The sequence below is a fragment of the Pseudomonas sp. GZD-222 genome (genome assembly GCF_049310525.1).
Classification (GTDB): domain Bacteria; phylum Pseudomonadota; class Gammaproteobacteria; order Pseudomonadales; family Pseudomonadaceae; genus Aquipseudomonas.
Genome location: NZ_JBMOWO010000003.1, coordinates 16,377 through 38,867, shown reverse-complemented (window position 1 = coordinate 38,867; position 22,491 = coordinate 16,377). Strand labels below are relative to the sequence as shown.

The following is a 22,491-nucleotide window of genomic DNA, read 5'->3' as shown; positions in this document are numbered from 1 at the left end:
GTTTGGTCATTTTTCTTGCCCGGTGTGGACCCCCCCCCCCCCCCCCCCACCCCCCCCCCCCCCCCCGCTCCTACAGGCCAATCTCCACCTGCTCTCCCCTGATCCGCACCGGCCACACCTGCAAAGCTTGCTGCGAATCCTCCAGGCAATGCCCGTCGTTCAGGCTGAAATGCTGTTTGTACAACGGCGCCGCCACCACCAGTTCGCCCTTGAGCTGCCCCACCAACCCCCGCCCGATGATATTGGCGCCGGATTTAGGGTCCTGGTTGTCGACAGCAAACACCGGGGTGTCCTGCTCCGGCAGGTAGAACAGCGCCACCTGGCGACCCTCGAACCAGACCACCACCCCCGATTGCGCAACCAGATCCTGGCGGTTGCAGACCGCTTGCCAGGCTTGTGTTTGCACATCTACAGCAGCATTGGACTGGCTCATCACAGCACCTCTTCAGTGGTCGGAATCAAATGCAGTTCAGCGGCGGCGATCGGCCGGCGCTGGCCACGCTCGCGGACAAAATGCACGCCTGGGTCAGGACGCTGGTCGTTGACGAAGGTGCGGAAGCGTTTGAGTTTTTGCGGGTCCTTGAGGGCATTGGCCCATTCGCATTCGTAGCGGTCGACCACCAGCTGCATCTGCGCCTCAAGCTCGGCGCCAAGGCCCAGGCTGTCCTCGATGATCACCTGTTTGAGATAGTCCAGCCCGCCCTCCAGGCTCTCGCGCCACACCGAGGTGCGCTGCAGTTTGTCAGCGGTGCGGATGTAGAACATCAGCACCCGGTCGATCAGGCGGATCAGCCCGGCATCATCCAGGTCGGTGGCAAACAGCTCGGCGTGGCGCGGGCGCATGCCGCCATTGCCGCAGATATACAGGTTCCAGCCCTTTTCGGTGGCGATCACGCCGATGTCCTTGCTCTGCGCCTCGGCACATTCGCGGGTACAGCCGGATACCGCGAACTTGAGCTTGTGCGGCGAACGCAGGCCCTTGTAGCGGTCTTCCAGGGTCAGGGCCATCTGTACGCTATCTTGCACCCCGTAGCGACACCAGGTGCTGCCGACACAGGATTTCACCGTGCGTGTGGATTTGCCGTAGGCGTGACCGGTTTCGAAACCGGCTTCGATCAGCTCGCTCCAGATCGCCGGCAACTCATGCAACTGAGCGCCGAACAGGTCGATGCGCTGGCCACCGGTGATCTTGGTATAGAGGTCGTATTTCTTCGCCACCTGACCGATGACGATCAGCTTGTCCGGGGTGATCTCGCCGGCGGGGATTCTCGGCACCACCGAGTAGGTGCCGTTCTTCTGCATATTGGCCATGAAGGTATCGTTGGTGTCCTGCAATGGCACCAGCGAAGGGTCCATGATCGGCTGGTTCCAGCACGAGGCGAGGATCGAACCGACCGTGGGTTTGCAGATATCGCAACCGACATGACCGCGGCCATGCCTGGCGAGCATTTCGTCGAAACTGAGGATGCCTTCAACCCGCACCAGCGCGTAAAGCTCCTGGCGGGTGTAGGCAAAGTGTTCGCACAGGCTCTTGTCGACGCTGACGCCGCGGGCAATCAGTTCGTGCTCGAACACCTGCTTGAGCAACGCGGCGCATCCACCGCAACCGGTGCACGCCTTGGTCTGCTGCTTGAGCGCAGCCAACTCGCCGCAGCCGCTGTCGATGGCGCTGCAGATCGCGCCCTTGCTGACGTTATGGCAAGAACAGATGGTCGCGGTGTCCGGCAAGGCGTCAGCACCGAGGGTTGGCGCTCCGACCCCTTGCGGCAGGATCAACGCCGCCGGATCGGCTGGCAGGGCAATGCCGTTCTGCACGTATTGCAGCAAGGTGTCGTAGTAGCTGTTGTCGCCCACCAGCACCGCACCCAGTACGCGTTTGCCGCTGGCATCCACCACCAGGCGGCGGTAGGCCGAATTGGCTTCGTCGATAAAGCGATAGCTACGTGACCCTGGAGTTGCCCCGTGCGCGTCTCCGATCGAGCCGACATCCACGCCCAGCAGCTTGAGCTTGGTCGACATGTCGGCACCGCCAAAGCTGGCAGCTTCCTCACCGGCCAGCGCTGCCGCGACATTGCGCGCCATGCTGTACCCCGGTGCGACCAGGCCGAACACACTGCCGTTCCACGAGGCACACTCACCGATGGCATAGATGCGTGGATCGCTGCTGCGACAGTCGCCGTCGATCACCACACCGCCGCGTGCGGCTATTTCCAGACCACTACTGCGACCCAGGGCATCCTGCGGGCGAATCCCGGCGGAGAACACAATCAGGTCGGTCTCGAGAAACTCGTTGGCGTCGAAGTTCATCCGGTAGCGATAGTCGTCGCCTGCCACCACTGCCTGAGTCCCCCGCGACACGTGCACACCGACGCCCAGCGCTTCGATCTGTGCGCGCAAAGCTGCGCCGCCTTCAGCGTCCAATTGCACCGGCATCAAGCGTGGAGCGAACTCCACTACATGGGCTTCCAGGCCCAGCGACTTCAGGGCATTGGCCGCCTCAAGCCCGAGCAAGCCGCCACCGACCACCACGCCACGCCGTGCATCGGCGGCGGCCGCACGGATCGCGTCGAGATCATCGAGGGTGCGATACACCAGACGCGAAGCCCCTTCGCAGCCTTCGATCGGCGGCACGAAGGGATAGGAACCGGTGGCCAGGATCAGTTGGTCATAGGGATAGCGCCCAGCCGACGTCAGCACTTCACGACGCTCGCGATCGATCTCCAGCACCGCTTCATCGAGGTGCAGATTCACACCGTTCCCGGCGTACAGATTGGCACTGCCCAGCGCCAGTGTCTCAGCGTCGCTACCGCTGAAATACTCGGACAGATGCACACGGTCGTAGGCACGCTGACGCTCCTCACCGAACACCCACAGCTCATAACGGCGCAGGGCACCCCGTTCGATCAACTGCTCAACGCAGTGATGCCCGACCATGCCGTTGCCGACGATGATCAGTTTTTCCCGCTGGGCGATGGTCGTTGCTGCATTCATACCCGATCCTCACTCAAGGCCATTCACGGTGGCTGTGCTGCCGGGGGCGAGCCCCGAAAAACAAAAAAAGCGCCTGGAGCCGAAGCTCCAGGCGCCTTTGCCTGGTCGTTCTATGTAGTTCCGGGTGCAGATCGCCATTGACCTGCGGGAACGTTGTAGTAGTGCAAAAGCAGGGAGCGTGCCAACTGCCAAAGCCTTTGAAACCGGGGCTTTGCGCCCATCACTGAGCGCAGTATTCGACCCAGACTGGTGCAGCCCTCCCCCTTATGGGGCGCTTAGTACACGTCGCGCACATAGCGTTTGCTGCGGCTCAATTCGCTGACATATAGGTCGGCCTGCTCAGAGCTCAGTGCACCGTGCTCTGCGACCACCTGCTTGAGGGCGGCATCGACATCACGGGCCATGCGCTCGGCATCGCCACAGACATAAAAGTGACCGCCCTCCTCCAACCAGCGCCAGAGTTCGGCGCCCTGCTCGAGCATGCGTTGCTGCACATAGATTTTTTGCGTCTGGTCACGGGAAAACGCGGTGTCCAGGCGAGTCAGATGCCCCTCACGCTGCCAGGCCAGAAGCTCGTCTCGGTAGTAGAAGTCAGTGGCTGCCTTCTGTTCGCCGAACAACAGCCAGTTCCGCCCCGTGGCGCCCTCGGCCTGGCGTTCCTGCAAGAACGCCCGAAACGGCGCCACACCGGTGCCGGGACCGACCATGATCACCGGCGCTGCGCTGTCCCCGGGCACACGGAAATGCGCACTGGGCTGAGTAAAAATGGCCACTTCGCCCTGTGCGGCGCGGTCGGCCAGATAGGTCGAGCAGACGCCTTTGCGTTGACCGTAACGGACAGTGGAAACGGTCAGGTGCACCTGGTCGGGGTGGAACTTGGCGCTGGAGCTGATCGAGTAAAGCCGCGGCTGCAGCGGCTTGAGCAGGTCGAGCCAGGTGCTCAGGTCCAGTTGCGGTTTGAACATGTGCAGGAGATCGATCAGCTGTTTGCCCCACAGCCACTCCTTGAGCTCCGCTTTGTTCTGCGCCTTAAGCAGGTCTTTCAAGTGCGCGCTGTTACCGTGCAAGGTAAAGGCTTCCAGCATGGCCGGCGTGATCCGGGCAATCTCCAGGTGTTCACGCAAAGCAGTGGCCAGCGGCATGTCGGCCTGGCCCTTGGGACTTACCACTTGATCGCCATCCAGGCGAGTAGCCGTGAGCAACTCATCCACCAACGCTGGGCAGTTGCGCGGCCACACACCAAGTGCGTCACCGGCCTGGTAGCTGAAGCCGCTATCGCCCAGGTCGAAGACGATTTGCCGGGTTTCTTTGCTTGCGCCCACGCCATTGAGCAAACGGTTGGTCAGCACTTTACTCGGCAGCGGATGCTGTTTGCTGAAGCCGGTAGTCGGCGGTGTCGGCACGGGCATGGCAAGGCTCGAAGGGTGCTTGCCGAACTTGGCCAGCAGCGCCTGTAACCACTGCCCAGCTGGCTCGGCGAAGTCCCCCTCGCAATCGACCCGTTCCAGCAAGCGCTTGCCCCCCAGCTCGGACAAACGCTGGTCAAGCTTGCGACCAAAGCCGCAGAACTGCTCGTAGCTGGAGTCACCCAGGGCCAGCACGGCGTAGGGCAACCCGGCGCAGCGCTGCGAATGCTCACCCTGCAAGCCCTGCCAGAACGCCGCGCCGCTGTCCGGTGCATCGCCGTCGCCGAAGGTACTGGCGATCAGCAGCAAGCTGGCGGGACTGTCCAGTTGCTCCAGTGCCACATCCTCCATGCAGCTCAATTGCACCGGCAGGCCAACTTCACGTAGACGTTCGGCGCACTGTTCAGCGAGGGCCTGGCCGTTGCCGGTTTGCGATGCCCAGAGCAGCAGGTGCTGATCATGCATCGACACCCACGGCTGCTCGACCTGAACCACACTGATGCGTTCACTGGCGATCCGACTCAAGGCTACTGCGCAATACTTGAAGGCCGGTTGCAGCGACACCGGGTCGGTGGCATCGCTGGTGAGCGCATTGATCGCCAGGTTGTCGCCGTAGACATCACTCCAGTGGAACGGCGCAAAACAGTTGCCCGGTAGTACTCGCGTGGTGATTCGCGCAGGCAACAGCGCCTGGCCGCGCCGCGAGCGCACTTGCACCTGATCCTTTTCGGCAATGCCCAGGCGCTGGGCGTCCTCGGGATGAATTTCCACGAACGGTCCGGGATCGAGCTTGTTCAACGCCGCGACTTTGCCGGTCTTGGTCAGGGTGTGCCATTGGTGCTGGACCCGTCCGGTGTTGAGCACCAACGCAAACTCGTCATCGGGCAGTTCGGCGCTGGGCAGGCAGGGCCGGGCAAAGAAGCGGGCCTTGCCGCTGGGCGTGGCGAAGGCAATCGTCGGCACCTGACCCTCGGCATCGCGAAACAGCAGCTGGCTGACCCCGTCATTGCGATAGCGCAGCGGGCTGCGGGTGTCGGCACGTCCTGGCGCACAGGGCCATTGCTGTGGCGCCTGGCGCAAGCCGGAATAACTGATGCCGCGCACATCGTAGCCGGTCGCCGGGTTCCAGGCCCGACGGATCTCGTCGAACACCGCCTCGGCATTGGCGTAACTGAACGCCTCGGCATAACCCATGGCGCAAGCCACCCGGGCAATGATCTGCCAGTCGGGCAAGCTGTCACTTGGCGGCTCGACAGCCTTGCTCATCAAGGTCAGGTTGCGCTCGGAGTTGACCATCACCCCTTCCCCTTCGGCCCACAGCGCTGCAGGCAGGAGGATGTCGGCATAGCGGTTGGTCTCGGTGTCGAGAAAGGCATCCTGGGTGATCACCAGCTCCGCCCGCTGCAAGCCGTCGATCACTTGCTGGCGGTTGGCAACGCTGGCCACCGGATTGCTGCAGATGATCCAGCAGGCCTTGATCTGCCCGGCCGCCAGTTGTTCGAACAACGCCACCGTGCCGTCCCCGGCCTCGCTACGCAGGCTGCCGACAGGTACCTGCCAGAGCTGCTCGATGAACGCACGATCCTCTTTGACCAGAGCCGAGCGCTGGCCGGGCAAACCCGGGCCCATATAGCCCATTTCGCGTCCGCCCATGGCATTCGGCTGGCCAGTCAGGGAAAACGGCCCGCTGCCAGGGCGACAAATCGCACCCGTGGCCAGATGCAGGTTGCACAGCGCGTTGGTCTGCCAGGTGCCATGGATGCTCTGGTTCAGCCCCATGGTCCAGCAACTCATCCACTCCGGCGCCTGACCGATCCAGTGCGCGGCCTGGCGAATGTCGGCTTCGGCCAGTCCAGTGATGGCCGCGACCCGCTCAGGGGTGTAGTCCTCGACAAAGTCCGCCAGCGCTTCCCACCCTTCGGTGTAGCGTTCGATGAAATCAGCATCACAGTGGCCATTGCGCTTGAGCAGATACAGCAAGCCATTGAGCAGCGCCAGATCGGTGCCCGGCTTGATTTGCAGGAACAGGTCGGCTTTGTCGGCCGTGGCAGTACGCCGCGGGTCGACGACAATCAGCCGGGCACCGGCCTTGAGCCGGTCGAGCAGGCGTAGAAAAAGAATCGGGTGACAGTCGGCCATGTTCGCGCCGATGATGAAGAACACCTCGGCGCGATCAAAATCCTGATAGCTGCCCGGTGGCCCATCGGCGCCCAGCGACTGTTTATAGCCGCTGCTGGCACTGGCCATGCACAGACGTGAGTTGGATTCGATGTGACGGCTGCGGATGAAGCCTTTGGCCAGTTTGTTGATCAGGTACTGAGCCTCCAGCGACATCTGCCCGGAGACATAGAACGCCAGGGCGTCAGGCCCGTGCTGGTCAATAATCGTACGCAAGCGCTGGGCCGTCTGCTCGATAGCTACATCGATAGTCGTCTGTAGCGGATCACGATGGCGCGCATCACGAACAAACGCCTGCTCCATACGCCCGGACTCGCGCAACGGTTGATGCGCGGTCAGCCCCTTGGTGCATAGCCGGCCAAAATTACTCGGGTGTTGTTTGTCGCCACTGATCTTGGTCACCCGGTTGCCTTCAACCGTCATGACGATGCCGCACCCCACACCACAATACGGACAAACGCTGCGCACATTGGTGCTGCTCATCTGCCAACCTCCTGCTTGCGCAAACAAAAAGGCGCCCTGCTGCCCCGGCTTGTGAGAACAAGCGGGAGCAACACGGCGCCTTTGTCGTGAACGGGGCAATCTGCGTTGATTGCCGGATAGGCAGGCATAAGCAAGGCCCGCGCCAGTTGGCAAAGACCTGCAAAATCGCAGCATAAGCAGTAAATGGCGGCGGCAGACGCACCGACTTGGGGAGAGATGCACCACGCCGACGCATTGGCAGCGGAGGCAATACAAGGCGCAGAAACAAAAAAAGCGACCCTAAGGTCGCTTTCTCTGTTGCTTCCGGGTGTTCAGTGGGCCCTGGAAGCTAAATATGGCGCAGCGGACGGGACTCGAACCCGCGACCCCCGGCGTGACAGGCCGGTATTCTAACCGACTGAACTACCGCTGCGCGATACACTGAGAAGAAGTGGTGGGTGATGACGGGATCGAACCGCCGACCCTCTGCTTGTAAGGCAGATGCTCTCCCGGCTGAGCTAATCACCCTTCGTCTCGGTGTGGCGCGCATTCTACGGAGCACCGAACACTCTGGCAAGTACTTTTTTAAAAAAAATTTTCAGGCGTTCCAAAGACTTAGCGGACTTGGCCTGAAGCGCCCGCTCGGAGAATAATGCCCTCCTTATGTGTTGAGGAGAGATTCACCCCATGTGGTTCAAAAACCTGCTGACCTACCGCCTGACCCAGGATGTCCCGTTCGATCCCGAAGCACTGGAAACCGCTCTGGCCAGCAAGCCGGCGCGCCCTTGCGCCAGCCAGGAGTTGACCACTTACGGTTTCGTCGCCCCCTTCGGCAAAGGCGAAGATGCGCCGCTGGTCCACGTCAGCGGTGACTTCCTGCTGATCGCCGCGCGTAAAGAAGAACGTATCCTGCCTGGCAGCGTGGTGCGTGATGCGGTCAAAGAGAAGATCGACGAGATCGAAGCCGAACAGATGCGCAAGGTCTATAAGAAGGAGCGCGATCAGATCAAGGACGAGATCATCCAGGCCTTCCTGCCGCGCGCCTTTATTCGCCGCTCGATGATCTTCGCCGCCATCGCCCCCAAGCAAGGCCTGATTCTGGTCAACTCGGCCAGCGCCAAACGTGCCGAAGACCTGCTCTCTACCCTGCGTGAAGTGATGGGCTCGCTGCCGGTGCGTCCGGTTAGCGTGAAGATCGCCCCGAGCGCGACCATGACCGACTGGGTCAAAACTCAAGCCGCCGCGCCTGACTTCTATGTACTGGACGAATGCGAACTGCGTGACACCCACGAAGACGGTGGCATCGTGCGCTGCAAACGCCAGGACCTGACCAGTGACGAGATCCAACTGCACCTGGGTACCGGCAAGGTCGTGACCCAGCTGTCGCTGGCCTGGCAGGACAAACTGTCGTTCGTGCTCGACGACAAGATGGTCATCAAACGCCTGCGCTTCGAAGAGCTGCTGCAAGACCAGGCCGAAGAAGACGGCGGCGACGAGGCCCTGGGCCAGCTCGATGCGAGCTTCACCTTGATGATGCTGACCTTTGGTGAGTTCCTTCCAGCGCTGTTTGAAGCGCTGGGTGGGGAAGAGATTCCGCAGGGCTTTGAAGTCCTCGTTGCGGGGCAAGCCCGCTCCCACCGGGGGGAGCGGGCTTGCCCCGCGAAAAGCGCTTGGGCACTATATTTCTCACGGTAAGGACGGCCTTACGACGCACTGCGTGAACAATTCGGGGACGGCCCCATCCACTTATAGAGATGTTGCATGTCCTGGATCATCCTGTTTTTCGCCGGCCTGTTCGAGGTTGGCTGGGCTGTCGGCCTGAAATACACCGACGGCTTTACCCGTCCTCTGCCAACCATCCTGACCGTCGGCGCCATGGCCGTCAGCCTTGGCCTGCTCGGCCTGGCGATGAAAGAGCTGCCGCTGGGCACCGCTTATGCGATCTGGACCGGCATCGGCGCGGTCGGCACCGTGATTGCCGGCATCATGCTGTTTGGCGAATCCATGGCATTGGTGCGCCTGGTCAGCGTAGCGCTGATCGTCTGCGGCCTGATCGGCCTCAAGGTCAGCGCCAGCTGACCTTGCCCTCGCCCGTTAGCGCACGTCGCCACGCAGTTGGCTGACCCGCTCGCGCAACACCGCCGGTGCTGCTGCCTCGACCGGGATGGCGGCACCGGCCACCAGGGTTACCCGCGACCACAGGCGGTGAAAGAAACCCTTGGCCGGATCGCGGCTGAAGAAACTCCCCCACAAGCCTTGCAAGGCCAGCGGAATCACCGGCACTGGCGTTTGCTCGATGATCCGGCTCAAGCCACCCTTGAACTCATCGATCTCACCGTCGGTAGTCAGCTTGCCCTCAGGGAAGATACACACCAGCTCACCCTCCGCCAGGTACGCGGCAATCTGCTTGAACGCTCGCTCGTAGGTGTCGGCATCCTCGTTGCGCCCGGCAATGGGGATGGCCCCCGCAGTGCGGAAGACAAAGTTGAGCACCGGCAGCTGGTAGATCTTGTAGTACATGACAAAGCGAATCGGCCGACGCACCGCGCCACCGATCAGCAGTGCATCAACGAACGACACGTGGTTGCACACCAGCAATGCCGCACCCTCCTCCGGGATCTGTTGCAGGTCGCGGTGCTCGACCCGGTACATGGAGTGGCTGAGCAGCCAGATCATGAAGCGCATGGTGAACTCGGGAACGATCCTGAAGATGTAGGCGTTGACACCGATGTTGAGCAGCGATACCACCAGGAACAACTGTGGAATCGTCAGCTCGACCAGGCTCAACAGCACGATGGTGACAATCGCCGACACCACCATGAACAGCGCATTGAGAATGTTGTTGGCGGCAATCACCCGCGAACGCTCGTGCACTGCGGTACGCGACTGGATCAATGCGTACAGCGGCACAATGTAGAAGCCACCAAAAATCCCCAGCCCGACGATCGACAGCAAAATCCACCAGGCCTCGCTCATGCCCAGCAGCGCCAGCCAATCGTGGGGCGTCGCGGCCACGGCAACATCGCCCGAGTGCCACCACCAAAGCAAGCCGAACAGGGTCAGGCCGAAGGAGCCGAAAGGCACCAGGCCGATTTCCACCTTGTGGCCACTGAGGCGCTCACACAGCAAGGAACCCAGGGCAATACCCACCGAGAACAGGGTCAGCACCAGGGTGACCACGGTTTCATCACCGTGCAGCCAGTCCTTGGCATAGGCCGGGATCTGCGTGAGGTAAATGGCCCCGACAAACCAGAACCAGGAGTTGCCGACAATCGAGCGCGACACTGCGGGTGTCTGGCCAAGGCCCAGGCGCAAGGTGGCCCAGGACTGGGTGAAAATGTTCCAGTCCAGCTTCATGTGCGGCGACGCTGCACTGGCCCGGGGAATCCACTGACTGGACAGGTAGCCCAGCGCAGCCACCGCGACCACCGCGCAGGCCACCACAGGTGCATAGTGACTGCTGGACATCATCACCCCGGCGCCAATGGTGCCGGCCAGGATGGCCAGGAAGGTGCCCATCTCGACCAGTCCGTTGCCGCCGACCAACTCTTGCTCATGCAGAGCCTGGGGCAGGATCGAGTATTTGACCGGCCCGAACAGCGCCGAGTGGGTGCCCATGGCAAACAGCGCCAGCAACATCAGCGCCAGGTGGTTGGTCAGAAAACCGATGGCGCCAACGGCCATGATGCCGATTTCGGCCAGCTTGATCAGACGGATCAAGGCATCCTTGGGGTATTTTTCGCCGAACTGCCCGGCCAGTGCGGAAAACAGGAAAAACGGCAGGATGAACAACAAGGCGCAGAGGTTGATCCAGATCGAGCGATCACCGTCGATGGCCAGCTTGTAGAGAATGGCCAGGATCAACGACTGCTTGAACAGGTTGTCGTTGAACGCACCCAGCGACTGGGTAATGAAGAACGGCAGAAACCGTCGTTTGCCAAGAAGGCTGAACTGCGAGGCTTGACTCATCGTCCGTGTACCTGAGTGGGGCTTTGTTATTGGAGGCGCGCAGGCCGCACAAAGCCACAATCACTCAGGTAAATGCAATCTACTTATGTAACCCGGCAATGCACGGCGAGACGAACAGCTCGCCGCGCCAGGCGCCGCGCAGAGTGAGGCTGCTGACCATCATCCACAGGCCGGCCAGCGCCACCACCAGCACCAGGCCCATGTGCTGGAAGAAACCCAGCCCCAGCCAGGCACCCAGCTTGAGGGTGGCCAGGGTGTAGACCCCGAGCGGAAAGGTGAAGCCCCACCAACCCAGGTTGAACGGCATGCCGTGACGCATGTAGCGCAGGGTGATCAGCACAGCAGTGAGCAACCACCACAGCCCAGCCCCCCACAGCACAATCCCGGCAACCAGCCCCAGGCCGCGAGCGATTTCACCCAGGTCACCAAAGCCGTTGGCGGCGAAGATCGCTGGTGCATCAGCGCCCAGCAGCAACATGCCCAATGCGCCAGTGCCGATGGGACCAAGCGCCAGCCAGCTCGAAGCGGCCATGTTGGCGTGGGGCAGTTTGTGCAAGGCCATGCGCAGCATGAGAATGGTCAGGATGCTGAACGCCACCGGCAGCGACACCGCCCACAATACATAGCTGGTAATCAACACCAGGAATTGACTGTGGGCATCCACCAGGTGCGGCGCCAGTTGCCCGCCACTGGCCGCAGCCACCTCAGCGGCAACCACCGGCAACAACCACACCGCCGTCATCTGATCGATGCTGTGCTCCTGGCGGGTGAACATCAGATAGGGAATAGCCACGCCGCAGAGCAGCGCCAGCCCGACATCGAACCACCACATGGCCTCGACCCAGGGCACAATGCCTTCACCCCAGCGATTGACGCCAAACAGCAGGAAGCCGTTGAGGATGGTCGCCAGCCCCATGGGGATGGCGCCGAAGAACATCGACACCGTGGAATGGGCAAAAATCTGCCGTGCTTCGTCGAAAAACATGATCCAGCGTGCGGCATACAGCCCGCTGAACACGATGAACAGGGCCATGCTCAGCCACCACAAGGCTTCTGCCAGCCCATGCAGGCTGTCGATGCCAATCTGCATCAGGGCCAGGGCCAACACCCCGGTGCCCATGGTCGCAGCGAACCAGTTGGGAGTGAATTGACGGATGACTTCACGCGGGTGAGCCAGGTGGCTCAACGGGCGCAAGGGCGAAGTGGACTGTTGCAGGCATGGCATGGTCGGAGTCTCCTGTAGGCCGGTGACGTGGGACCATCTTATGCCTGCCAACAACATCTATATAACGGTTAATTTCTCTATCTGTTATCTGTTTTGTAGATATGGATCCAGCACTTTCCAGCCCTTCCTGCCCAGGCGTATGCTTGGCCGCTGGCGGCCACACGCAATAACAACAAGGACGTGACATGCTCGATGCCGTAAGACGCTACAACCCGCAAGTACGCCTGTTACTGGCAACCAACTTTGTCTTGACCCTGGCGCGGGCGATCACCCTGCCCTATCTGGTGGTCTACCTTGCAGAAAACTTTGCCCTGGATATCAGCGGCATCGGCCTGATGATTGGCGGCGCGCTGATTGTCGCCTCGCTGCTGAGTCTGTACGGCGGCTACCTGATCGATACCCTGCGCAGCTACACCGTGATCATTGTCTCGACCCTGGTGTTCGCTTTGGCCTTCGTTGCCGCCGTGACCAGTCGCGAACTCAGCCTGTTCTTCACCAGCCTGGTGTTGATAAACCTGAGCCTGGCGGTGGTCGACATTGCCGCCAAAGCCGGGTTCTGTGCGTTATTGCCCGTGGAAGAACGCTCCGAGGTGTTCTCGATCAAGTACACCTTGAGCAACGTCGCCTACGCCGTCGGGCCCTTTGTTGGCGTCGGCCTGATGATGCTCGATGATCATCTGCCCTTTCTGTTTTCCGCACTGCTCGGCCTGGTCATGTGCCTGTGCTACCGGCGCTGGGGCGAGCGCTCGGCACGGGCGCACCTGGGCGACAGCCCCCCGGCCGGCTTTCTCAGCGTCGGCGGGCAACTGCTCAAGGACCGTCGCCTGGTCTGCTTCACCCTGGGCGGTGCACTGAGTGCCGTGGTCTTCGGCCAGTTCACCGCCTACCTGTCGCAGTACCTGGTCGTCACCAGCAACGCCAGCGAGGCGGCGCGCTACATCAGCTACCTGGTCGCCACCAACGCCGTCACCGTTATTGCCCTGCAGTACGTGATCGGCAGGCGCATCAACAGTCGCCAGTTGATGCCCTGGCTGATGGCCGGCATGGCGTTGTTCCTCGCCGGTTTGCTGGGTTTCTCGCTGGCCCAGTCGCTGCTGGTCTGGTGTCTGGCGATGCTGGTGTTCACCCTGGGCGAGATCATCGTCATCCCGGCCGAGTACATGTTTATCGACAGCATCGCCCCCGAGCATCTGCGCGGGGTGTATTACGGCGCGCAAAACCTGTCCAACCTTGGCGCCGCGCTGGGGCCGGTGATCTGCGGTTTTGCCTTGGCGCATCTGGTGCCGGTGGCCACGTTCTATCTGTTGATTGCCTCGGTGCTGCTGGCGGCGCTGTTCTATTACCTGGGGGCTCGGCACTGAACGGCCTGCGACGCTCTGCCACTGCTACCATGGTCGGCGCTGACGAAGCGTCAACAGCGTGCCAGACTGATTGATCGAGGTTCGCTGCATTTTTTCGTTCGGAGTAGTCATGTCGCTGTCCAGTGGGCTGATCGCCGTGGTCGCCCTGGCCTATATGGCCATCATGTTCGCTATCGCATTCTATGGCGACCGCCGCAAAACGCCGCTGCCACCGCGTTTGCGTGCCTGGGTGTACAGCCTGTCGCTGGCGGTGTACTGCACCAGCTGGACCTTTTTTGGCGCCGTCGGTCAGTCGGCCGAACAACTCTGGGCATTCCTGCCGATCTACCTCGGCCCGGTGCTGTTGCTGTTGTTTGCACCCTGGGTGCTGCAGAAGATGGTGCTGATCAGCAAACAGGAAAACATCACCTCGATTGCCGACTTCATCGCCGCCCGCTACGGCAAGTCGCAATCCCTGGCGGTGGTGGTGGCGCTAATCTGTCTGGTCGGCGTGCTGCCCTATATCGCCTTGCAGCTCAAGGGCATCGTGCTCGGTGTCAACCTGCTGATAGGTGCCAGCGCCGATGCCACCGGCAGCCGCGTGCAGGACACCGCGCTGGTGGTTTCGCTGGTGCTGGCGCTGTTCTCCATCGTATTCGGTACCCGCAGCCTGGATGTCACCGAACACCACCGCGGCATGGTTTTGGCCATTGCCTTCGAATCGATGGTCAAGCTGTTGGCGTTCCTCGCCGTTGGTGCTTTCGTCACCTTCGGCCTGTACAACGGTTTCGACGACCTGTTCAGCAAGGCGCAACTGGCCCCGCGCCTGGAAGGCTTCTGGAACGAGACCATCAACTGGCCGTCGATGATCGTCCAGACCGGCGTGGCGATGATGGCGATCATCTGCTTGCCGCGTCAGTTCCATGTCACCGTGGTCGAGAACATCGAGCCGCAAGACCTGCGCCTGGCCCGCTGGGTGTTCCCGACTTATCTGATCCTCGCCGCACTGTTCGTGGTGCCGATTGCCCTGGCCGGACAGATGCTGCTGCCCGGCGTGATACCCGACTCCTACGTCATCAGCCTGCCGCTGGCCGAAGCGCATCCGGCCCTGGCCTTGCTGGCGTTCATCGGCGGCGCCTCGGCCGCCACCGGCATGGTGATCGTCGAAGCCGTGGCGTTGTCGACCATGGTCTCCAACGACATGCTGCTGCCCTGGCTGCTGCGCCGCAACAACGCCGAGCGCCCTTTCGAAGTGTTCCGCCACTGGATGCTGTCGGTCCGCCGGGTGACCATCGTCGTCATCCTCCTGCTGGCCTATGTCAGCTACCGCCTGCTGGGCTCTACCGCCAGCCTGGCGACCATCGGCCAGGTTGCCTTTGCCGCAGTGACACAGCTGGCGCCGGCAATGCTCGGCGCCCTGTACTGGAAACAGGCCAACCGCCGTGGCGTGTTTGCCGGTCTGGCGGCTGGGATCTTCCTCTGGTTCTACACCCTGGTACTGCCGATTGCCGCCCACAGTGTGGGTTGGTCGCTGGAGCTGTTCCCGGGCCTGGCCTGGCTGCACGGCAACCCGCTGAACCTGCCGATCACCCCGCTGACCCAGGGTGTAGTGCTGTCGCTGGCGGGTAACTTCACTCTCTTCGCCTGGGTCTCGATCCTTTCGCGTACCCGCGTCTCCGAGCACTGGCAGGCCGGTCGTTTCATCGGCCAGCAAACCAGCGCACGCCCCAACAGCCGGTCGTTGCTGGCTGTGCAGATCGCCGACTTGCTTGAACTGGCGGCACGCTTTGTCGGTGAAGAACGCGCACGGCAAAGCTTCATCCGCTTTGCCTACCGTCAGGGCAAAGGCTTCAACCCCAACCAGAACGCCGATGGCGACTGGATCGAACACACCGAGCGCTTGCTGGCCGGCGTGCTCGGCACCTCTTCGACCCGCGCCGTGGTCAAGGCGGCCATCGAAGGCCGCGACATGCAACTTGAAGACGTAGTGCGCATCGCCGACGAAGCCTCGGAGGTGCTGCAGTTCAACCGCGCGCTGTTGCAAGGCGCGATCGAGAACATCAGCCAGGGCATCAGCGTGGTCGACCAGAACCTGCTGCTGGTGGCCTGGAACCGCCGCTACCTGGAACTGTTCAATTACCCCGACGGTTTGATCAGTGTCGGCCGGCCGATTGCCGACATCATCCGCTACAACGCCGAGCGCGGTCTGTGCGGCCCCGGTGAAGCCCAGGTCCACGTAGCCCGCCGCCTGCACTGGATGCGCCAGGGTCGCGCGCACACCTCCGAGCGCCTGTTCCCCAACGGCCGGGTCATCGAGCTGATCGGCAACCCGATGCCCGGCGGCGGGTTCGTCATGAGCTTCACCGACATCACCCCCTTCCGTGAGGCCGAGCAAGCGCTCAAGGATGCCAACGAGGGCCTGGAGCAACGGGTTGCCGAACGTACCCAGGAGCTGTCGCAGTTGAACCAGGCGCTGACTGAAGCCAAGAGTCACGCCGAGTCTGCCAACCAGTCCAAGACCCGCTTCCTGGCCGCTGTCAGCCATGACCTGATGCAACCACTGAACGCGGCGCGCCTGTTCTCCGCCGCCCTCTCGCACCAGGGCGACGGGCTGTCCGCTGACGCCCAGCAACTGGTCCAGCACATGGACAGTTCGCTACGTTCGGCCGAAGAGCTGATCAGCGATTTGCTCGACATCTCGCGCCTGGAAAACGGCAAGATCACCCCCGACCCCAAACCTTTCGCGCTCAATGAACTGTTCGACACCCTCGGCGCCGAATTCAAGGTACTGGCCCAACAACAGGGCCTGGACTTCCGCCTGCGTGGCAGCCGCCTGCGGGTGCACAGCGATATGAAATTGCTGCGACGGATCTTGCAGAACTTCCTCACCAACGCCTTCCGTTATGGCAAAAGCCCGATCTTGCTGGGCGCGCGTCGGCAAAACGGCAAGCTGTGGCTGGAAGTCTGGGATCGCGGCCCGGGCATTGCCGATGACAAGTTGCAGGTCATCTTCGAGGAATTCAAACGCCTGGACAGCCATCAGACCCGCGCCGAAAAAGGCCTGGGCCTGGGCCTGGCAATTGCCGATGGCCTGTGCCGAGTGCTCGGCCACCCCCTGGAAGTGCGCTCCTGGCCTGGCAAGGGCAGTGTCTTCCGTGTCAGCGTGCCTCTGGCCACAGCGCCGGTCGCTGCCGTCGTTGCGCCCACCGAACAACCGGGCCAGCCACTGGCCGGGCTGCAGGTACTGTGCATCGATAACGAAGACAGCATTCTGATCGGCATGAACAGCCTGCTCAGTCGCTGGGGTTGTCAGGTCTGGACGGCGCACAGCCGCCAGGAATGCAGCGTGTTGCTCGACGAAGGTTTGCGCCCACACCTGGCGCTGGTCGACTATCACCTCGATGAAGGCGACACCGGCACCGAGCTGATGGCCTGGTTACGCACGCGCCTGGGCGAACCTGTGCCCGGGGTGGTGATCAGTGCCGACGGACGCAGCGAGACGGTGGCCCAGGTGCATGCCGCCGGCCTCGACTACCTGGCCAAGCCAGTCAAACCGGCAGCGCTACGCGCCTTGCTCAATCGGCATCTGAGCCTGGTCCAGTAAGGGCACTGGCGGCTAGCGGGTCGCCTTCGCTCATGGCGCGTTCAAGCAGATCAGCCGGCAGGCTCTTGCTGGCGCGGGCCCCGAGCAGCTTGAGCTGTTCACTGCGGCTGATCAGGTTGCCACGGCCTTCACAGAGCTTGTTGCGCGCCGCGCTGTAGGCCTTGTCGACCTGTTGCAGGCGATTGCCCAGTTCGTCCAGATCCTGGATGAACAGCACAAACTTGTCGTACAGCCAGCCGGCACGCTCGGCGATTTCCCGGGCATTCTGGCTCTGGCGTTCCTGCTTCCACAGGCTGTCGATCACCCTCAGGGTCGCCAGCAAGGTGGTTGGGCTGACAATCACGATCTGCCGGTCGAAGGCTTCCTGGAACAGGTTCGGCTCAGCCTGCAGCGCTGCGGAAAACGCTGCCTCGATCGGCACGAAGAGCAGGACGAAATCGAGGCTGTGCAAGCCTTCCAGGCGGTTGTAATCCTTGCCCGACAAACCTTTGACATGGTTGCGCAACGACAGCACATGCTGCTTGAGCGCCGCCTGGGCAATCTCGCTATCGTCAGCGGCAACATACTGCTGGTAGGCCGTCAGGCTGACCTTGGAATCGACCACCACCTGTTTGTCGCCCGGCAACATGATCAGCACGTCTGGCTGGAAGCGCTCGCCGTCGGCGCTCTTGAGGCTGACCTGGGTCTGGTACTCACGGCCCTTTTCCAGCCCCGCATGCTCCAGCACCCGCTCGAGGATCAGTTCACCCCAGTTGCCTTGGGTCTTCTGGCCTTTCAGTGCCTGGGTCAGGTTGGTGGCCTCATCGCTCAGGCGCAAGTTGAGTTGCTGCAGGCGCTCCAGCTCCTTGGCCAGGGAAAAACGCTCGCGGGCCTCCTGCTGGTAACTGTCTTCCACGCGCTTTTCGAAAGCCTGGATGCGCTCCTTGAGCGGGTCCAGCAATTGCCCTAGATGCTGCTGGCTAGTCTGGGCGAATCGCTGCTCGCGTTCGTCAAAGATCTTCGTCGCCATCTCGGCAAACTGCGCGCGCAGCTCATCACGAGAGCCCTGGAGGTCGTTCAGACGTTGCTGATGGCTTTCCTGCTGCTCGCGCAATTCGGCGCCCAAGGCTGCGCTCTGGGCATCCAGGCGACGCAATTCAGCTTCACGGGCGCTACGTTCGATTTGCCAGGCATGGGCCGCGTCGCGGGCGTTGTCGCGGTCGATCTGCAGCAACTCCAGCTCACGGGCCTGAGCCGCCAACGTCGCCTGCTTGGCCGCATTGGCCTGGCTCAGATCACTGATCTCGTCGCGGCTGGCATCGAGCTGGGCGAGCAAGCCTTCCTGGGCCATCTGCGCACTGCCCAGGCGCTCCTCAAGCAAAGCTGCTTGCGCCTCGCGGGCAGCCAGCCGCCGTTGCTGCTGAAAAACCCAGCCCAGACACGGCACTGCGGCCACCACGACACCCAGCATGATGCTGGTCAGATCCAACGCCATCGTCACCCGAACACTCCCACCTGAAATCAGCGCCTGAGCTTATCAGCCTTGCCGCTGTACTGCAGTCAAGCGTCTGGCAGTAGCTTGAGCAAGCGCCGGGCTTCCTGCGAGCCCTGGGACGACGCCAGTTCCAGCCAGTAGCGGGCCTGTTCGGGTTCATTGATCTGCGCTTGGGCGCACAACCGGCCGTATTCAAGTTGCGCGCGCCGGTCTCCGGCACGAGCGGCCTGGCGCAACAAGTCGTGGCCGATACGCCGGTCGCGCGCATTGCCGCAATCCCGGCAGAGCATCTGCCCCAGGCGGCTTTGCGCGACGACAACGCCTTGACGCGCAGGCTGCTTGAGCAAGCGCCCGGCAAAATGCTTGACGTTGGGATTGTCACCCAGCCGCGGATTATCGAGCAGCCACAAGGCAACCTTCAGGGAGAAGCGCTTGGGCTCGGGCACGGAGGGCGGAGGGGAAGAAACTGCAGGGATTTTGGCGCGAAACTTCATAACCAACAGCGAAGGCAACTCGAGAGGCGCGCCACTCTACTCCTTTTTTTTGCCAATGGCCGAGCCGACCCGCTACTTTTTTCAAAATATTTCTGCGTTTTTTTATTGACGCTGGTGAAGGAAATTTCCTCTGCCAGAAGTTCGAGTGAAGATTGTCGGACACATCGTAAATACCTGGCACGCCCGTCCTAGAGCAAGCGCTCGGGACAATCCACAGAAGCTGTGGATAACTCGGTGGACAACCCCCTTCAGGACCCCGCAAAGCCCCATAAAATGGGGCTTTGGCTCAAACTGACGATTTTTTCACCAGCTAAAATAAGTGTTTTTTTTCATTGACTTAAGTTCTCTGCCAAGTCATTGGCCAACCCGTCTGCTGCTGTTGCAGCGCTGTAACATCGATTGCTTCAAGTGTGTACAACCGCCCCAAAGGGAGGCAATTCGTTGCACGAATTTGGCACGTTCCCGACGTTAACCCCCGCCAGCGGCCCTTCACAGAACGACAAAAACACGAGATACTGATCGGCTCCCCTGATGAAAAGTCATCAGTGCTTGCCAAGCCTGCCTTTTTTCGGTAGTCTTGCCGCCGTTAGTACCAAGCTGAAAGTCAATTCTGGCCAAAGCAGTCCTTACAGTGCCCTCTCCACCTTGGAACAGCGCCTGTTGAAACAAGGACCGGCCCACTTGATGGTTCCCAGGTAAATCACTTCTTACTCTGACCGAACCAACCTGCAGAATGATCAGGATCTTCACCCCGTGGCATAGAACCTCGACCCGGTGTGTTGCCTGTCCTCTGACGTACCTACCAGTCAGCCCCAGCGCCACATGATAAATGCGCCCAAAACTGGCTGCCCTGTTCCAGTCAGGTTCTTCGCCCAGACTAAATCCCGGCGTTACTGGAACGTTTTAAGTGTGCACGGATCGAAACCGTGTCTATTGCAGGAACATCTAATAACTATGACTCACTCTATCCATACTCAGGTTGCGATTCGCACCCTTTCCCAGGCATTTGCCCCCTTGAACTGTCTGATCCTGGCGTCGCGCAAAGGCGGCTTCAGCTTCACCCTGGTCAACGAGCACGGCATTGCCCGTCACAGCGAGCGCCTGTACCCCGAGCAGTACAGCGAATCCGAGCCGCTTCAGGCGGTCATCGAGCGCACCCGTCAGGCCCTGGTTGCCTGACCTCGCTTCGCTGCAACAGCTCAAGCCCCGCCCTCTCGCGGGGCTTTTTTATACCTGTGAATACGGGCCAGCCTAATCACTCCACGGCATATGATTTATAACCAAAAGCCGCAAATGTTTTAAAAACAGGCCTTTACGCCGCGAATATGACACTACACTTCAACTCAAGCGGCATAGGCCGCTTCCGGCGGGCCTGACCGATTCATCAGCTGCCAAGCTCCAGCGTCCGCCGGCCAAACTCAAGTTCGAGGGTGTTATGGGTATCGCCGCGAGCGAGTTGAGCCAGTTTGTCATCCGCCCGACTCTGATTTACCTGGACCGTCACTGCGCAAGCGCCGAAGCATTGTTGCTGGGTGTTGCCGCCAGCCAGTCTGCACTCGGCTCCGCTCTGCACGATCGCCGCGGCCATGGCCTCTACCGTATCGGCGAACTGCGCCACCAAAACGTCTGGGACCAGTTCCTCGCCCGCGACCCGGAACTGGCCAGTCTGGTCCGCGGCCTGGCCAGCCAGCACGCCTTTCTCAGCGGCCCGCACCTTGAGCTGACCGTCAACCTGCGCTACGCCACGGCCATTGCCTGGATGCTCATTGAAGAACAAGCTCCCGAACTTCCTGCTGCCGACGATCTACTGGGCCTGGCGCGCATCTGGCGCCAGACCTTCCAGCCCCAGGGACGCCTGCGCGACTTCACCTGCGCCTGGCAAACCTGCATCGCGCCTGTGACTCTTCAGGCCTGCTGACAGTCACTGAACTCCATAATCGGAAAACTCCTACCAATCTGGTCGGATTGTCCTACAAAACCGCTCTATCTCCTGCGATACAGCCTATAGCGCTGGGGGCGAAATGTTGGTAATTTTCGCCCCGGAGATCCCAAGGAGTTCTAATAATGAAAAAAGTAATGCTCAAAACCTCTCTCAGCCTCGCCGTTACTCTCGCCTCGACTCAATTGTTCGCCAGCGGCTTTGCCCTCAACGAACAGAGCGTTAGTGGCATGGGCACAGGTTTTGCGGGTCGCTCTTCCTCTGCCGATGATGCCAGCACCGTATTCGGCAACCCTGCCGGTATGTCGCGCCTGAAACGTGAGCAGATCACTGTGGGGGCCGCAGCGGTCATTGCCAAGTCCGATATTTCCGGTAGCGGCACCTTTGGCGGTTCTACCGACGGCGACATGGTTCCGTTCGTTGGCGTTCCCATGGGCTTCTATGTCAAGCCTATCGACGATCACTGGAGTGTTGGTTTCGGTGTGTACGCCCCTTTCGGTCTGGTAACCGAATATGAAGACGAAGCAGCCAGCCGCTACTGGGGCAAGAAAAGCTACGTTGAAGTCATCACCTTCCAGCCCACTGTCAGCTACGCCTTCAACGACAAGGTGTCGATCGGTTTCGGCCCGACCTTCAACCGCATCAAGGGCGAGCTGAGCTCCAACGTTCTGAATCCTCGCTCACCTGGCCGCAATGACGGCGAAGTGAAAATCAAGGGTGACGACACCGCCGTTGGCTACAACATCGGCGTGCTGGTTCAGGCTACCGACAAGACCCGCCTGGGCCTGACCTACCACTCGATGGTCGACTACAAGCTCGAAGGCAACACCAAGATCAACTCTGCCCTGATCGGCCCGTTCAGCGGCAGCAAATTTGACGCTGAACTGAAGATCAAGACCCCGGAATCCGTGGACCTCTCGGTCACCCACGAGCTGGATGACCAGTGGACCCTCTACGCGGGCAGCACCTGGACCCGCTGGAGCCGCCTGGAAGCGATCACCGTGCAGAACGAGGTACCTGCCCCACTGGCCCGTCAGTTCGGCACCATCAACGAAGACCAGAACTGGCACGACACCTGGGCGCATGCCATCGGTGCATCGTACAAGCTGAACAAAGAGTGGGTACTACGCACCGGCTTCACCGTCGACCAGTCGCCGACCAACAACCACGACCGTTCGCCGCGCATCCCGACTGGCGACCGCAAGGTGCTCAGCCTGGGCGCCGGCTGGAGCCCGAACGACGACATGACCATCGACCTGGCCTACTCCTACCTGTGGGAAGAAGACACCAAGGTCAACCTGAGCAGCCCGACCAAGGGTGCGTACAACGCCAAGTATGAGAACAGCGCTCACGGTATCGGTGCGTCGCTCACCTACCGTTTCTGATTCAACGCTGGCCACACAAAAAAC

General features: G+C 61.3%; 14 protein-coding genes and 2 tRNA genes. 7 read left to right on the top strand and 9 right to left on the bottom strand.

Annotated elements, in window-relative coordinates; translation table 11 throughout:
* Positions 1-70: 70 nt before the first annotated feature.
* The 5 genes from nirD to ACO6VD_RS00370 all read right to left on the bottom strand — a co-directional run bounded on the left by nirD (position 71) and on the right by ACO6VD_RS00370 (position 7,565).
* Positions 71-433 (bottom strand): nitrite reductase small subunit NirD, encoded by a 363-nt coding sequence (nirD, locus tag ACO6VD_RS00390; protein WP_422416254.1) that lies wholly within the window; start codon positions 431-433, stop codon positions 71-73.
* Positions 433-2,991, bottom strand: a complete 2,559-nt coding sequence (nirB, locus tag ACO6VD_RS00385) for a nitrite reductase large subunit NirB (RefSeq protein WP_422416252.1) — start codon at positions 2,989-2,991, stop codon at positions 433-435. The genes nirD and nirB overlap by 1 nt, the downstream gene beginning before the upstream one ends.
* Before the next feature lie 275 nt (positions 2,992-3,266).
* Positions 3,267-7,058, bottom strand: coding sequence for a molybdopterin-dependent oxidoreductase (locus tag ACO6VD_RS00380; RefSeq protein WP_422416250.1), 3,792 nt, complete (start codon positions 7,056-7,058; stop codon positions 3,267-3,269).
* 335 nt (positions 7,059-7,393) lie between these two features.
* Positions 7,394-7,470: transfer RNA gene (locus tag ACO6VD_RS00375), tRNA-Asp, on the bottom strand.
* A 19-nt stretch (positions 7,471-7,489) separates the two neighbouring features.
* Positions 7,490-7,565: transfer RNA gene (locus tag ACO6VD_RS00370), tRNA-Val, on the bottom strand.
* A gap of 159 nt (positions 7,566-7,724) precedes the next feature.
* Here ACO6VD_RS00370 and rdgC point away from each other — a divergent pair.
* Both rdgC and sugE read left to right on the top strand, forming a co-directional pair.
* Positions 7,725-8,732 (top strand): recombination-associated protein RdgC, encoded by a 1,008-nt coding sequence (gene rdgC, locus ACO6VD_RS00365; protein ID WP_422416248.1) that lies wholly within the window; start codon positions 7,725-7,727, stop codon positions 8,730-8,732.
* Positions 8,733-8,798: 66 nt separating this feature from the next.
* Entirely contained in the window at positions 8,799-9,116 is a 318-nt protein-coding gene (gene sugE, locus ACO6VD_RS00360; protein WP_422416247.1) for a quaternary ammonium compound efflux SMR transporter SugE, read from the top strand.
* A gap of 15 nt (positions 9,117-9,131) precedes the next feature.
* Here the strand turns inward: sugE and ACO6VD_RS00355 are convergent, their stop codons facing one another.
* Positions 9,132-11,006: an MFS transporter gene (locus ACO6VD_RS00355; RefSeq protein WP_422416245.1), complete on the bottom strand. Its 1,875-nt coding sequence runs from the start codon at positions 11,004-11,006 to the stop codon at positions 9,132-9,134.
* A gap of 79 nt (positions 11,007-11,085) precedes the next feature.
* A complete protein-coding gene (locus ACO6VD_RS00350) occupies positions 11,086-12,231 on the bottom strand; it encodes a TDT family transporter (RefSeq protein ID WP_422416244.1) in 1,146 nt (381 codons plus the stop codon).
* Positions 12,232-12,416: 185 nt separating this feature from the next.
* Between ACO6VD_RS00350 and ACO6VD_RS00345 the strand changes: the two genes are divergently transcribed.
* Positions 12,417-13,592, top strand: coding sequence for an MFS transporter (locus ACO6VD_RS00345; RefSeq protein WP_422416242.1), 1,176 nt, complete (start codon positions 12,417-12,419; stop codon positions 13,590-13,592).
* A gap of 109 nt (positions 13,593-13,701) precedes the next feature.
* Entirely contained in the window at positions 13,702-17,175 is a 3,474-nt protein-coding gene (locus tag ACO6VD_RS00340; RefSeq protein ID WP_422416240.1) for a PAS domain-containing hybrid sensor histidine kinase/response regulator, read from the top strand.
* Here ACO6VD_RS00340 and rmuC read toward each other — a convergent pair.
* Positions 17,147-18,535, bottom strand: a complete 1,389-nt coding sequence (gene rmuC / locus ACO6VD_RS00335) for a DNA recombination protein RmuC (RefSeq protein ID WP_422416259.1) — start codon at positions 18,533-18,535, stop codon at positions 17,147-17,149. The two genes, ACO6VD_RS00340 and rmuC, sit on opposite strands and share 29 nt — an antisense overlap.
* Before the next feature lie 179 nt (positions 18,536-18,714).
* Positions 18,715-19,143, bottom strand: coding sequence for a tetratricopeptide repeat protein (locus ACO6VD_RS00330; RefSeq protein ID WP_422416238.1), 429 nt, complete (start codon positions 19,141-19,143; stop codon positions 18,715-18,717).
* Between the two features lie 954 nt (positions 19,144-20,097).
* Here ACO6VD_RS00330 and ACO6VD_RS00325 point away from each other — a divergent pair.
* The 3 genes from ACO6VD_RS00325 (at position 20,098) to ACO6VD_RS00315 (ending at position 22,467) form a co-directional block, all read left to right on the top strand.
* On the top strand, positions 20,098-20,322 hold the full coding sequence (locus tag ACO6VD_RS00325) for a hypothetical protein (RefSeq protein WP_422416236.1): 225 nt from the start codon (positions 20,098-20,100) through the stop codon (positions 20,320-20,322).
* Positions 20,323-20,578: 256 nt separating this feature from the next.
* The gene (locus ACO6VD_RS00320) at positions 20,579-21,061 is read left to right on the top strand and encodes a hypothetical protein (RefSeq protein WP_400173404.1); all 483 of its coding nucleotides are present in this window, start codon (positions 20,579-20,581) and stop codon (positions 21,059-21,061) included.
* A gap of 146 nt (positions 21,062-21,207) precedes the next feature.
* Positions 21,208-22,467 carry an OmpP1/FadL family transporter gene (locus ACO6VD_RS00315; protein WP_422416234.1) on the top strand — a complete coding sequence of 420 codons (1,260 nt, stop codon included), beginning with the start codon at positions 21,208-21,210 and terminating at the stop codon, positions 22,465-22,467.
* Positions 22,468-22,491 lie beyond the last annotated feature (24 nt).

What these genes read in the sequence shown, in the direction of transcription:
- nirD (WP_422416254.1), bottom strand. Translation starts at nt 433, where the DNA reads ATGAGCCAGTCCAATGCTGCTGTAGATGTGCAAACACAAGCCTGGCAA.
- nirB (WP_422416252.1), bottom strand. Translation starts at nt 2,991, where the DNA reads ATGAATGCAGCAACGACCATCGCCCAGCGGGAAAAACTGATCATCGTC.
- ACO6VD_RS00380 (WP_422416250.1), bottom strand. Translation starts at nt 7,058, where the DNA reads ATGAGCAGCACCAATGTGCGCAGCGTTTGTCCGTATTGTGGTGTGGGG.
- rdgC (WP_422416248.1), top strand. Translation starts at nt 7,725, where the DNA reads ATGTGGTTCAAAAACCTGCTGACCTACCGCCTGACCCAGGATGTCCCG.
- sugE (WP_422416247.1), top strand. Translation starts at nt 8,799, where the DNA reads ATGTCCTGGATCATCCTGTTTTTCGCCGGCCTGTTCGAGGTTGGCTGG.
- ACO6VD_RS00355 (WP_422416245.1), bottom strand. Translation starts at nt 11,006, where the DNA reads ATGAGTCAAGCCTCGCAGTTCAGCCTTCTTGGCAAACGACGGTTTCTG.
- ACO6VD_RS00350 (WP_422416244.1), bottom strand. Translation starts at nt 12,231, where the DNA reads ATGCCATGCCTGCAACAGTCCACTTCGCCCTTGCGCCCGTTGAGCCAC.
- ACO6VD_RS00345 (WP_422416242.1), top strand. Translation starts at nt 12,417, where the DNA reads ATGCTCGATGCCGTAAGACGCTACAACCCGCAAGTACGCCTGTTACTG.
- ACO6VD_RS00340 (WP_422416240.1), top strand. Translation starts at nt 13,702, where the DNA reads ATGTCGCTGTCCAGTGGGCTGATCGCCGTGGTCGCCCTGGCCTATATG.
- ACO6VD_RS00330 (WP_422416238.1), bottom strand. Translation starts at nt 19,143, where the DNA reads ATGAAGTTTCGCGCCAAAATCCCTGCAGTTTCTTCCCCTCCGCCCTCC.
- ACO6VD_RS00325 (WP_422416236.1), top strand. Translation starts at nt 20,098, where the DNA reads ATGACTCACTCTATCCATACTCAGGTTGCGATTCGCACCCTTTCCCAG.
- ACO6VD_RS00320 (WP_400173404.1), top strand. Translation starts at nt 20,579, where the DNA reads ATGGGTATCGCCGCGAGCGAGTTGAGCCAGTTTGTCATCCGCCCGACT.
- ACO6VD_RS00315 (WP_422416234.1), top strand. Translation starts at nt 21,208, where the DNA reads ATGAAAAAAGTAATGCTCAAAACCTCTCTCAGCCTCGCCGTTACTCTC.